General features: G+C 60.7%; 11 protein-coding genes. 5 read left to right on the plus strand and 6 right to left on the minus strand.

What is annotated here, in order from left to right:
• Nucleotides 1-17: 17 nt before the first annotated feature.
• Nucleotides 18-1,799 (plus strand): acyl-CoA dehydrogenase, encoded by a 1,782-nt coding sequence (locus KTR60_RS02150; RefSeq protein ID WP_161121107.1) that lies wholly within the window; start codon nucleotides 18-20, stop codon nucleotides 1,797-1,799.
• A gap of 1 nt (nucleotide 1,800) precedes the next feature.
• On the plus strand, nucleotides 1,801-2,733 hold the full coding sequence (locus KTR60_RS02155) for an oxygenase MpaB family protein (RefSeq protein ID WP_007731493.1): 933 nt from the start codon (nucleotides 1,801-1,803) through the stop codon (nucleotides 2,731-2,733).
• Between the two features lie 88 nt (nucleotides 2,734-2,821).
• Here KTR60_RS02155 and KTR60_RS02160 read toward each other — a convergent pair whose 3' ends face one another.
• Nucleotides 2,822-4,138: an HNH endonuclease signature motif containing protein gene (locus tag KTR60_RS02160; protein WP_116057405.1), complete on the minus strand. Its 1,317-nt coding sequence runs from the start codon at nucleotides 4,136-4,138 to the stop codon at nucleotides 2,822-2,824.
• Between the two features lie 272 nt (nucleotides 4,139-4,410).
• Between KTR60_RS02160 and KTR60_RS02165 the strand changes: the two genes are divergently transcribed.
• The 3 genes from KTR60_RS02165 to KTR60_RS02175 are packed head-to-tail and all read left to right on the plus strand — an operon-like array spanning nucleotide 4,411 to nucleotide 8,341.
• Nucleotides 4,411-6,177 carry a multicopper oxidase family protein gene (locus KTR60_RS02165; protein WP_228401725.1) on the plus strand — a complete coding sequence of 589 codons (1,767 nt, stop codon included), beginning with the start codon at nucleotides 4,411-4,413 and terminating at the stop codon, nucleotides 6,175-6,177.
• A gap of 36 nt (nucleotides 6,178-6,213) precedes the next feature.
• Nucleotides 6,214-7,428, plus strand: a complete 1,215-nt coding sequence (locus tag KTR60_RS02170; RefSeq protein WP_228401726.1) for a CaiB/BaiF CoA transferase family protein — start codon at nucleotides 6,214-6,216, stop codon at nucleotides 7,426-7,428.
• Nucleotides 7,429-7,444: 16 nt separating this feature from the next.
• Nucleotides 7,445-8,341, plus strand: coding sequence for a hydroxymethylglutaryl-CoA lyase (locus KTR60_RS02175; RefSeq protein WP_370333090.1), 897 nt, complete (start codon nucleotides 7,445-7,447; stop codon nucleotides 8,339-8,341).
• 6 nt (nucleotides 8,342-8,347) lie between these two features.
• On the opposite strand, the gene KTR60_RS02180 is transcribed toward KTR60_RS02175, so the two are convergent.
• From KTR60_RS02180 to KTR60_RS02200, 5 genes are all read right to left on the minus strand, one after another.
• Entirely contained in the window at nucleotides 8,348-8,653 is a 306-nt protein-coding gene (locus tag KTR60_RS02180) for a hypothetical protein (RefSeq protein WP_007732306.1), read from the minus strand.
• Nucleotides 8,654-8,700: 47 nt separating this feature from the next.
• On the minus strand, nucleotides 8,701-9,798 hold the full coding sequence (locus KTR60_RS02185) for a hypothetical protein (protein WP_047270032.1): 1,098 nt from the start codon (nucleotides 9,796-9,798) through the stop codon (nucleotides 8,701-8,703).
• Complete coding sequence (locus KTR60_RS02190) at nucleotides 9,795-10,862, minus strand: sensor histidine kinase (protein WP_228401728.1); 1,068 nt, start codon at nucleotides 10,860-10,862, stop codon at nucleotides 9,795-9,797. Before KTR60_RS02190 ends, KTR60_RS02185 begins: the two co-directional genes overlap by 4 nt.
• A 131-nt stretch (nucleotides 10,863-10,993) precedes the next feature.
• Nucleotides 10,994-11,260, minus strand: coding sequence for a response regulator transcription factor (locus KTR60_RS02195; protein ID WP_370333094.1), 267 nt, complete (start codon nucleotides 11,258-11,260; stop codon nucleotides 10,994-10,996).
• Nucleotides 11,261-11,403: 143 nt separating this feature from the next.
• Nucleotides 11,404-12,114, minus strand: coding sequence for a LuxR C-terminal-related transcriptional regulator (locus tag KTR60_RS02200; RefSeq protein ID WP_007732315.1), 711 nt, complete (start codon nucleotides 12,112-12,114; stop codon nucleotides 11,404-11,406).
• Nucleotides 12,115-12,254 lie beyond the last annotated feature (140 nt).

Genomic DNA, 12,254 nt, shown 5'->3' on the forward strand with positions numbered 1-12,254 from the left:
CGAGGAGAACAACCGCTATGACAGCGTCGACCTCTTTAGTGCCGAATGATCTGTTGCTCCATCCCTCCACGTACGATCGGCCGGAGTTCGACGCGACCACGCGGAGACTGCTGGGCGCGACCGTCGACTGGTTCGAGGCGCGTGGAAAGAATCGACTTCTGGCCGACTATCACGACAAGATCTTCTACTCCGACTTCCTCGACTTCGCGGCAAAGGAAGGCCTGTTCGCCACATTTCTGACGCCCGCCCGCGACAGTGGTGGCGACTCCGACAAGCGCTGGGATACCAGTCGTATCGCCGCGCTGTCCGAGATCCTCGGCTTCTACGGACTCAACTACTGGTACCCGTGGCAGGTGACCATCCTCGGTCTCGGGCCGGTGTGGCAGAGCGACAACGAGACGGCAAGGGCGCGGGCAGCTTCCGCTTTGGCTTCCGGAGGCGTTGCGGCATTCGGACTGTCCGAGAAAGAGCATGGCGCGGACGTCTACTCCACGGATATGGTCTTGACGCCCAACGGCAGCGGCGGGTACCTGGCCAGCGGTTCGAAGTACTACATCGGAAATGGCAACTGCGCCAACACGGTCTCTGTCTTCGGCCGTGTCGACGGAGTGGAGGGCACTGATCAGTACGTCTTCTTTTACGCCGACTCGGACCATCCGGCATTCACCGTGGTGAAGAACATCGTTCCGGCCCAGATGTACGTAGCGGAGTTCTCACTCGTCGACTATCCCGTTGCGGCAGAGGATATCCTGCATACCGGCGAGGCAGCATTCAGTGCCGCACTCAACACCGTGAACATCGGAAAATTCAACCTGTGCTTCGGCGGAATCGGTATGTCGACTCATGCCTTGTACGAGACGATTACCCACGCGCACAATCGAATCCTGTTCGGCAATCCCGTCACGGCGTTCCCACACGTACGACGTGAATTCGTCGACGCGTACGCGCGCCTGCTGGCGATGAGGCTCTTCTCGGATCGTGCGGTGGACTACTTCCGCACCGCATCGCCCGAGGACCGCCGCTACCTCTTGTTCAATCCCGTCACCAAGATGAAGGTGACAACCGAGGCACAGAAGGTGATCGGACTGCTCTCCGACATCGCTGCGGCAAAGGGCTTCGAGAAGGACAGCTACCTCGCGGTGGCCAAGATGGATGTCGACGGGCTGCCCAAGCTCGAGGGGACCGTCGCCGTCAATCTCGCCCTGATCGCCAAGTTCATGCCGGCGTACCTCTTTGCCCCCGAGTCATTTCCGGCGATTCCGACGCGCAACGACGCAGCCGACGATGAGTTCCTGTTCCGTCAGGGTCCGGCACGGGGGTTGTCGAAAGTTCGATTCGACGACTGGCGAGCGGTGTACGCGAAGTTTGCGGATGTTCCCAACGTTGCACTGTTCGTGGAGCAGGCAGAAGCGCTCGTGACCCTTCTAGTCGAAGCTGCACCGGATGCGGCGCAGCAGGTCGACTTGGACTTCGGCCTTGCGATCACCGAACTCTTCACCCTCGTCGTCTACGGCCAGTTGATCCTCGAACAAGCCGAGATCTTGGGATTGGACGAGGAGCAGCGGAACGGTGGGGTGCTGGATCAGATCTTCGATGTCCTGGTCCGCGACTTCAGTGCTGCAGCGGTGGAGTTGTACGGAAAACCCAGCGCCAGTGAAGATCAGCAACGGTTGGCACTCGCATCTATTCGGCGCCCCACGTTCGCGGCGGAGCGATTCGAGTACGTCTGGCAGCAAGTAGTCGCCTTGTCTGGTGCCTACGAAATGAACGGTGCAGGGTCAACGAACGGGGAGGAATGAAATGTCTGAACTGACGATGAATCGACCGCGTGAGGATTACGGCTTCTTCGGCCCAGGATCACCCAGTTGGAAGATCTGGGCCGCGCCGACAGCGCTGATCGGGTTCCAGCGGTCGGTGGTGCTCGAGCACTTCGACCCCTTCTTGGCTGCCGCAGTGGCAGACATGAGCGGGATTTACAGCGATCCGGCCGGGCGACTCGACCGAACCTTGGCGTACTTCCTGACCGTCGCCACTGCCGACGGGCGGACGGCATTGGCCTTGTCCGACCACCTCATGACAGTTCATGCTCAGGCCACGGGCATTGAACCGATCACCGGAACTCGTTACAGCGCAAACAATCCGGCGTCACAACTCTGGATCCACGTGACGGGTTGGCATTCGGTGCTCAAGTGCTACGAGATGTATGGGCCGGGCCCGCTTTCAGCTGTCGAAGAGCAGCGGTACTGGGAAGAATGCGTGATCGCTGCCGAACTACAGACATGCAAGACCTCCGACGTTCCACGCTCCCGAGAAGAGGTACGTGAGTACTTCGCTGAAGTCAGGCCCAGATTGTGTACCTCCGAGCGTGCCAACCGGGCGATGCACTACTTGTTGAGAACACCGAGAGCGCAGGGGAAGACGAAGTTCGCGACATTCAGCCGATTGGTCGCGCCGGCCACTATCGCGACTTTGCCCGGCTGGATGCGAACGATGGGTGGGTTCGATCAGCCAGCGTTGTTGGACAGAGCAATTGCGCCCGCGGTGCGAACGGCAGTCCGGTTGGGTAGTTCACCGAAGAACATGACCACTGCTCTGAAAGTCATTGCGCCGATGACGGGCAAGGTGTTGGAGCGCCACCTGCGTGACGAGCAACCCCTGGACCCGAGAGTTGTCACGCCAGCGGAGATTCGGGAGCGATTCCCGCGAGCCGCCAAGGTTGCGCAGGCCGTCTGACGGGTTCGCCACGGCCTGTTGGCACCGCATCGGGGGGATCCCTTCGATGCGGTGCTCGGCCGTGTTCTGTTGTGCCTGAGGTTCGTTCTCAGGTTTTGAATGTGGTGTTCGCCGGGCGCGGTTGCTGCCCGGGGTCGATCGAGGGCGGGGGAATGAACCAGGGTTTGTTGTCGACTCCGATGCGGATTTCCCATTTCCCGACGAACCCTGATTTTCGGTGCATCAGTCGGTGGTGTGAACGGCACAGCAGGACCAGGTTGTTCATCACCGTCGGGCCACCGTTGGCCCAGTGCCGGATATGGTGCGCATCAGTCCACGCGGGCACGCATGTGCAGCCCGGGAAGGCGCAGCCTTTGTCTCGGGCGATGAGGGCGACGCGTTGTTCGGCGGTGACCAACCGCTTCCCTGGTTGCGCATCCAAGGGCGCGCCGTGATCGTCGAGCAGAACGGTCGAGAGGAAACAATCACACCCGAGAAGTCGGGTCTGCGACACCGACAGTGGCCCGAGCCAGGGCATGTGCCCGACATCAAGATCCGACAAGTCCAGATCGGGTGAGCCTTCGTCGTCCACATCAGAAGGCGACGCGGCGCAATCCCGATGCTCCGCCAGATCCCGAGCATTGATGTGCACGTTCACGTGCGGGCGTTGACCACCGTCTGTGCCTGTTTTGGCGCAGTCGAGATAGCGGCGGATCAGTTCCGTGAACCCGTCGGCAGTTCGTTTCGCTGCCGACCGAGAATCCGGGGTTCCATCGGGTGCCGGGGTGGGCATCGTCAGATTCGACAACGCCGACAACAGCATTTCGCCGGTGAGGGCGTCGAAATCGCCGCGCACCACCACTCGACCGTTCAATGTCGAGGCGATCCGCAGCTCGTTCCGGTCGATGTCTTCGGCGGGTGGAATTTCATCGGATTCGAAGATTCGCTCCAAGGTCGCGATCACGTTCCGCACTTTCGTGGTCGTCGCTTCCACGCCCGACGCAGCCGCAAGCAGTAGGTCGATACAGCGAGGGAGCGCCTCCTCCGGCATGCCCTTCGGTGGTGATTCACAGAACGCCACGATCAACACGGCATGCTCGAACGAGCAATCCCCGCCATCGAACCGAGCAGCCACCGACGGAAACGGCCGCAAAGCAGCACCCAACGCGGCGATCTTCTTCCCGTCCCGAACCTGCAGCATCGTGTTAGCCGCCAACCACGCACCCACACCGCGACTGGCAATCACCTGATCATCCGGGCGCAACGACAACTCGTCCACCACCGCCACACGCACAGCTTCGAGACGAAGAATCTCCGCACTCGCTTCGACAGCAGCAGCGCGCAACTCGGCAGCAGTCAACCGCCACAGGCGTCCGCGTAACCCCACCGCAGAACCAGACACCACGTCCGACAACAAGACACTCATTGAATCCCCCGATCCCCTCCCCAAATTATACTCGAACATGCGTTCGAGTCAAGAGCGTTTTCGAATCTTCGGCTTCTCGCAAAGCTGCAAGAGTGCATCCGTTGTCCGCAAACGTGTTTCGTCGGGACGGAGGAGGTCGTCGAGTACGGCGACCGGTGCGGTGGGGTAAGGTCGCCGATTTTCGAGCTTTGGTTGGAGAAGGTGGTCGGTGTTTGACCGTGCGGGCACACGGGTAACCCGCTCCGGATGCCGTCAGCGTGAGGGGGCCGTGAGTGGACGAGTCACACAAGATCCGTCGCCGATCGTTTGTTCAAGGGCTTGGCCTGCTGGCCGGTCTGAGCGCGTTGTCCGCTGGATCAGCGACGGCTCGACCACCTGATGTCGATCCACTGCGCCCGTTCCAACTTCCGTCGCCCCGTCTGGAACCGTTTCGGGAGACCCTTCCTGTCCTGCCGGGCATTTCGGGTGGCAACCTGGAGCTTCGTGCGGCATCGTCGATGCACCGATTCCATCCGGACCTACCGTCGTCGCCGTCGCTGGGTTACGGCGGAATGGATTATCTGGGCCCCACCGTCGAGGCGCACGTCGATCAGCTCGTCACAGTCCGATATGCCAATGACATTTCTGCGTATCCGCTTGCCGCGGATGTCGATCCGGGTCTGCACGGCGTCAGCGACCTCGACCGCACACAGGTCCCCACCTCGCTTCACCTGCACGGAGGAGTTACTGCACCGCAGTTCGACGGGCATCCGGAGCTGATCCAGCGTCCGGGCGAAGGTTTGGTTCACGAGTACACGAATGGTCGTGCAGCCGGCAATCTTTGGTATCACGATCACGCCATGGGAATGACGCGCCTCAACGTCTACGCCGGGCTGGTCGGGATGTATTTTCTCCGTGACGACGCAGATACAGGCACCACCGGGAATTCTCTCGGCTTGCCGTCCGGCGAATTCGAGCTTCCGATGATTCTGCAGGACAAGGTCTTCACCTCCGACGGTCAACAGAGTGTCCGTTCCACGTGGCTCACTCCGCAAGGTTCATGGGATCCGGCGACCCCCGGTGACGTTGGCGTGGTGAACGGCGTCGTGTGGCCGAAAGTGGAGGTTGCCCGCGGCCTGTATCGATTGCGACTGCTCAACGCCGCAACCTATTCGGTGTGGAATCTGCATTTCGCAAATCGTATGCGGTTCTGGGTGATCGGGTCCGAAGGCGGTTTACTGGCCGCCCCGGCGCCGACGGATCACGTTCGGTTGAGTCCGGGTGAGCGCGCTGATCTGCTTGTCGACTTCAGTATGCTCGAGCCGGGCACGACGGTGGAATTGCGCAACGACGAACCGGTACCCCTTGCGGTGGCGCAACGCGGCACACAGGTGATGCCGGTCTTCTGTCGGTTCGACGTGGGCAGCGCAAAGGGATTCACCGGCTCGATCCCGCAGCAGCTGAATTCCGTTGCTGCCGAACCGGCGTCCCCGGATATGGTGCGAAATCTCACGATCATGCAGCTGTCGCGTCCCTCGGATTACCCGTCGATCACTATGTCGCTCAACAATTTGCGGTTCACTGATTCAGATATCGAACTGCCGCGTCAGGGAACCATCGAGCAATGGAATTTGATCAACATCACCACAGAACCGCATCCGATTCATCTGCATCTGGTGGCGTTCCGCGTTGTGGGGCGCCAGAACATCGACACTGCAGCGCTCATGCAGCGGTATCCGGTACCTGACCTGGGAGTCCGGTGGACGCCGTCGGCAGAGGAATTCGTGACCTCTTCGCTGCGGCCTCCCGAAGTGTGGGAAACGGGGGAGAAGGACACGGTCATCGTGGATGCCAACTCGATCACCCGCGTGATCGTGCGCTTTCCGACGGCCGACGAGTTGGGCTTCGATCCGGATGCAACTTTCGCGAGAGGTTCCATGGCAGATCACTCGGCACACGGAGAAGTCGGCATGGGGGACCTTCAGGGGTACGTCTGGCACTGCCACATGCTCGATCACGAAGACCACGACATGATGTTGCGATATCGGGTGGTGACGTAGCCTTCAAGGGGAGAAAAGTTCCCAGAGGAGGCAGCTGTGTCGGAAGGTGCGCCCACCGGGCCCCTGGACGGATATCGGGTGATTGAACTCGGAACCTTGATCGCCGGGCCCTTCGCCGGGAAACTGCTCGGCGACATGGGCGCCGACGTGATCAAGATCGAATCGCCGGACCGCCCGGACCCGCTTCGTACCTGGGGTCAGGCCGAGCAGGACGGTCATCGATTCTTCTGGACGGTTCACGCCCGCAACAAGCGGTGTGTGACGTTGGACCTTCGCGTCGACGCGGGACGAGACCTGTTTCTGAATCTGATCGAACATGCCGATGTGGTGGTCGAGAACTTCCGGCCGGGCACCCTCGAGAAGTGGGGCCTGGGATTCGACGTTCTCAGTGCGCGCAATCCGAAGTTGGTGTTGGCCAGGGTATCCGGTTACGGGCAGAGCGGACCGCAAGCCAAGAGCGCCGGCTACGCCTCGGTTGCCGAAGCGGTCAGCGGATTTCGGCATCTGAACGGTTATCCAGGGCAGGCGCCTCCGCGTATTGCCCTTTCGCTCGGAGATTCTCTCGGCGGGATGTTCGCCGTTCAGGGAGTGCTGGCGGCGTTGCTCTCACGAGAGCGGACCGGCCGTGGTCAGGTGGTCGACGTTGCCCTCACGGAATCCTGTCTGGCGGTGCAGGAATCCACGATCCCGGATTACGATCGGGGCCGGATCATCCGGCAGCCCTCGGGAACGAGATTGGAGGGTATTGCGCCGTCCAACATCTATCAGACCTCTGAAGGAAACTGGGTGGTGATCGCAGCCAATCAGGACACGCTCTTCGTGCGTCTGTGCACCATCATGGGGCGACCGGAACTAGCGCATGACGACCGCTTCTCCAATCATGTTGCGCGTGGCAAACATCAGGACGAGCTCGACGAACTGATCAGTGCCTGGGTCGCGCTCCAAGATCCCACCAGCCTGGTGGAACGCCTCACCGAAGTGGGAGTTGTTGCCGGGCCGATCAATACGGTTGAAGATGTCGTCAAGGATCCGCAGCTGATCGAGCGGGGGATGCTCGTCGACCACTACGACGAGCGGATCGGTGAAAACGTCCTCGGCCTGGGCGTCGTGCCTACCTTCAGTGAGACACCCGGATCCGTGCGCAACGCGGGAGCGTCGGCGCCGGGTCACGACAACTCCTCGGTGTGGGGCGGGCTCCTCGGACTCTCGGACGACGAGCAGGCAGAACTGAAGATGAAGGGCGTGATCTGACATGTCGGTACCTGGCGTGGGTATTCCAGCAGTCAGTATTCGTGAAGTCGGACCACGGGACGGGTTGCAGATCGAAGACCCGGTGTCGCTGGCGGAGAAACTTCGTCTTGTCGACGCTCTGGCTGCGACGGGTGTTTCGCGTATCGAGGCGACGTCGTTCGTCTCACCGCGCGCTGTGCCGGCGTTGGCCGACGCGGAATTGTTGGCCGCAGAACTGCACCAGTGGCCCGGCATCGAGTTCTCGGCATTGGTCGCCGGAATCGGTGGAGCGAAACGGGCCGTCGCCTCAGGAATGAAAACCGTCGAATATGTTGTGTCGGCATCGAATGGCCACAGCGAGGCCAACACTCGGTCGACGACGGAGCAAGCGACCGAACGTATCGGAGAGGTCGTCCGGATCGTCCACGACGCCGGAGGACGGGTGGAGGTCATCGTGGCCACAGCCTGGGACTGTCCGTTCGACGGTCCAACCGACCCGGATCGTGTTCTGCGGATTGCGGAGCAGGCCAAGGAGTTCGGTGCTGATCAGTTCTCGATCGCAGATACCATCGGCACTGCCACGCCGGGACGTGTCGGACGATTGATCGACGCTGTGGGCGAAAGAGTAGGTGACTTCGGCTTGGGTGCGCACTTCCACAACACGCGTGGCGCTGGTCTTGCGTGCGCGTTTGCGGCTGTGCAGCACGGTGTTCGAAACCTCGACGCGTCCACCGGAGGTCTCGGTGGTTGTCCGTTCGCTCCCGGTGCCAGTGGCAATATCGCGACGGAGGAACTGGTCTACATGCTCGAAGACATGGGCATCGCGACAGGTATCGACCTGGATGCGAGCATTCGTGCCGCTGCCGTTGCAGAGGAGATAGTGGGCCATACGGTTCCCAGTAATCTTCTCCGCGCCGGCGATCGGAAGCGGTAGGGACCTTTACTCTTCTCGGTTGGGTGATGCCAGCTGCAGTTTGACCAGCTGCTCGTGCGCCGCGGCCGGCCAACCGATGCGCTGCTTCTCCAGATACCAGGCACCGGCGGCAAATGCGATCGCGAGGACGATCCAGATCGCGACGCTTCCGATCTGAGAGCCCAGGTCGCTCGATGAGGACACTTCGCCCGTGCTGTAGTCGTATTCCGTTGTCGTGGTGATTCCCTCTACTGCGAAGGTCCACAGAATCGGAAGGGCACACAGTGCGGCGAGGGCACGTGCGACATGCGCTGGACGCAGTTCGAAGATCATTCATTTCTCCTGGTGATCGACCCGGTGAATCTCACTCTCCTCGAAAGCTATTCGGGTTCGACGGCGCTGTCTGTAGTCGGATCGACGGACATGGACGAGGTGCCGAGCTCTCCCCGGTCCCCCTGCCGTAGCAGCTGCATGCCGTTGTGATCGAACTCGATTCGTCGAACGTCTTCAGTGTCGACCAGCATCGTGGCCATAGCGGTGCGCCGAGGTGGAAGGATCCGTATGGTCACTTTTCCTCGCGTGATCGCGGTGAGTTCCCGGACGATGCTCGAGTGGATTCGGTCGCGCACGTCGGCGTTCGCGCCATCCATTCCGTGGTCGTCGAGCAGGACCACTTCGACGCCGCGGTTTCGAGCGGCACGCACAGCATCGATGACATCTGTCTGTTGTAAGCCTGTCGCCCTCAGTGAATCTCGGAGTTGCGCCTCGAGGAGTTCGCATTCTTGCCGCTCGGTGGTTGTCAGTGGAACCCCGGAAGCGACCCGTTCGAGGAGCGGGCGTGCAAGGACATCGAGCCTGTCGAGTTGAGCGTCGCGTTCCTCGAGAATCGCAGCACTGGCGGATGCAGAGGCAATTCGTTGGGTGGACTGCTCACGAAGTTCGTAGATAACCTTGGCTTGAGGACGGATGGTGTATGCGAAGAAGGTCGACATCAGAACAGGGCCCGCGTTGATGACCGTCAACGACACTCCGTACATGGCCCCCTGGCCGGTGGTGGAGGACCAGATGGCGGTCACCAACACCATGAGTCCAAGCCCGAGCCACGCGAGTGCTGTACGCCCACGAACGCACATGAAGGTGAAGACTGCCGTCGACATCCCGAACATCCAGAGTTGAGTCATGTCGTTGACGGGGACTGGAACCACTGACAACACCAGGCCGCTCGTGACGGCGCCGGTCAGAGACACCAGAACGCTCTGCCCCAGCGGCATCGGGTCGCCTCTGCTCAGTACGAGTGTGAAAGCCGCAGTCGAGCACACGATAATTGCCAAGATCATCGGCCAGACTGCGCGGACGTCGGACGACGTGTAGGCGACCGAGATCACGCAGGTGAGCGCGAAGCATGCAGCCATGAATCGAGCAGCACGGCTGTGCATGCCGAGAAGATCGCGGACATCTCGTCCGTCCGGTCTGGTCATGTCATCACCGCTACGGGCAAGCTCAACGTCAGAGTAACCGAAGTGCCGCGGCTGGGTGATGATCGAATGGTTGCCGATCCGCCGTCGAGTTGACGCATTCTGCCGCGGATGCTGACAGTGATTCCGAGGCGATGCGTCTCGACGGAGCTCGGATCGAAGCCGACGCCGTCGTCGGTGACGACTACTTCGAGGTGGGTGGCGGTTGCCGTGACCGTGACCGAACGCCGTGCACTGCTTCCGGCGTGTTTGACGCTGTTGCGCAGTGCCTCGGCCATCGCACCGGCCATCGCACGAATCGAGTCGGGTGCGTATCCGCTCGGATCAGACCCGTCGGAGAGGGCGGTCTCGAACGTGATGTTTTCGTCCACTTCCGAAGCGGCTGAACGCAACTGAGCGAGGATTCCGTCGAAGTCGAAACTCGTCTCGTGGTCGGTTCCGGAGCGCAGTTCGTCGAGTCTTGCCACCGTCCTTCGCGCCTGAGCGACGACCGAGGGATCGGCGTCGTTTCTCGAAGCAGCGAGCAGAGTCGACATCACGGTGTCGTGGATGAGTGCGTCGAATCTCTCGCGTTCGACGGATTTGGCCTCGGCCGCGGCGGCGCCGGCGGCAGCGGCATGAGTGGTGGCGATGGTCGCATCCAGTACTCGTCCGGTTCGCAAGGCCATGACGGCCGCTGCTACGAAAACCGCGCAGAATGTCCAGGCGAAGGCGAGGTCGGGAACCAACAGGTGCGTCGCGGGACTCGTCCGGATTATGTGATTGGTCAACTGTGCGAGTGTTGCCACTACGAAAAGGTGCACGACGGCAGCGGCCGGTCGCCAAGCTGCAGCGGCAGCAAGGCTGGCGACGCCGGGGAAATTGGAAATCCACAAGGTGAAATCTGTGACGTGGTCACCATTCCACGCCGGCCACCACAGGAGGATGACCACGACGTAGAGAACCGCATTTGCGCTCGCAGTTCGTTTCACCCATCGGGTGTCGGCGTGGAACGTCGATGCTCCCAGCGCCAGCCCACTACCGAAAGTCGCGACCACCGCCAGTGGAGTCCACCACGACGCAGACATCGTGGTGGCTTCTGCAATCGCAGGGGCAAGCAATATCAGATAGCAGACATAGCCGGCACCGATGAAACGGCCGAAGAGCCTCAGAATTTCGTCAGAAGCACTGGCTGTTTTGTCGAAAGCAACTCTGTCGATCAGAGTTCGTCGATCGTCACTATCTGATCTTGTATCGCTCGCACGAGTAATTCGCATTTCGTCGGTGCGTTCCTTCCAACGTCGGCATACTTCTCGCGAATCCGCGACAGGTGGGTCCCCACCGTTCCCACGCTGATGTAGAGGTTTTGAGCGACGCGTGACTTCGAATCACTCAGTAGCCATTCCCTGAGAACCTCGATTTCGCGCTCCGAAAGGTGCGGTCCGACGGGATCCTGTGCCATGCAGTTTTCCACAGTGACTGTCATGAGTTTCGTCCTTACTTCTCTGTAGCGGAATGACAGACCCCCGACAGTGCCGTCTTCTTGTCAGATGAATGTAATTCGAAGAGGGAAATTTTTCCCAGACATCAATTCCTCTGCCCATATTTTCAGGGGCAGCGCTGTGAGAGTTATTGTTGCCGAACCTCATTGTTAGTCAAAGTCAGCTTTTTTCCGGAAGTAGGCCGTTCAGGAATTGGTAATACCCCGTCTTCGACCGCGCGTTTGTACAAATCCGTTTTTGTCGGTGCGGGTCGTCCGACAGCCGCATATTTCTGCCTGATGCGCTGGAGGTAGTCGTTAACCGTCTGCGGCGCCAAACCGGTGAGTCGCGCAACTCGATCCGCCTTCTCTCCGGATGCGTAAAGTTCGAGGACCTCGAGTTGTCGAGGGCTCAGACCCACTTCGTCGAGACCTGGATCCCCGTCGATTGCGGCAGCCCACTCTGTCGTCACCACCTGCCTTCCCGACGCGGCGGCGCGTATCGCATCAACCACGACGGCAGTCGGTTCGGACTTGCGTACAACACCCAGTACGCCGGCACGGGCGGCCGAGCGAACGAGGTACGGGTTTTCCGCCCCGGTGAAGATCAATGTCTCGAGCCCGGCGGCCCGCAGTTGCTCGACATTGCTCTTGGGCGATGAACCGTCGGCCAGCCGGAGGTCGAGGATTGCCAGATCCAAGGCGACGTTCTGAGCGAGCATCTCGGACACAGTGGTCGCGATGCACACCAATTCGAGGTCCGGCTCGTCCTCGAGCATCACGGACACGCCGATTGCTACCGACTCGTGGTCTTCCACCAACCCGACACGGCGGTGTGGAAATGCTGTTTGCTCTGGCATAGCGATTGTTTCCCTCCGCTCGATGCGAGGACGTTATCAGGCAGAGCTGACTGACCGGTATGTTACGTGTCAAGATTTGAAGTCAGCCTGGACTGTTTTACGTTTCGGCTCTACAGTTATCTTGTGACCGAGACCACTTC

Origin of the sequence: Rhodococcus sp. C1, from assembly GCF_020809065.1 — a bacterium.
GTDB classification, from domain to species: domain Bacteria; phylum Actinomycetota; class Actinomycetes; order Mycobacteriales; family Mycobacteriaceae; genus Rhodococcus_F; species Rhodococcus_F qingshengii.

Bases quoted from the DNA above. Each gene is read 5' to 3' on its own strand.
- KTR60_RS02150 (WP_161121107.1), top strand. From the start codon at position 18: ATGACAGCGTCGACCTCTTTAGTGCCGAATGATCTGTTGCTCCATCCC.
- KTR60_RS02155 (WP_007731493.1), top strand. From the start codon at position 1,801: ATGTCTGAACTGACGATGAATCGACCGCGTGAGGATTACGGCTTCTTC.
- KTR60_RS02160 (WP_116057405.1), bottom strand. From the start codon at position 4,138: ATGAGTGTCTTGTTGTCGGACGTGGTGTCTGGTTCTGCGGTGGGGTTA.
- KTR60_RS02180 (WP_007732306.1), bottom strand. From the start codon at position 8,653: ATGATCTTCGAACTGCGTCCAGCGCATGTCGCACGTGCCCTCGCCGCA.
- KTR60_RS02185 (WP_047270032.1), bottom strand. From the start codon at position 9,798: ATGACCAGACCGGACGGACGAGATGTCCGCGATCTTCTCGGCATGCAC.
- KTR60_RS02190 (WP_228401728.1), bottom strand. From the start codon at position 10,862: ATGTCTGCGTCGTGGTGGACTCCACTGGCGGTGGTCGCGACTTTCGGT.
- KTR60_RS02195 (WP_370333094.1), bottom strand. From the start codon at position 11,260: ATGACAGTCACTGTGGAAAACTGCATGGCACAGGATCCCGTCGGACCG.
- KTR60_RS02200 (WP_007732315.1), bottom strand. From the start codon at position 12,114: ATGCCAGAGCAAACAGCATTTCCACACCGCCGTGTCGGGTTGGTGGAA.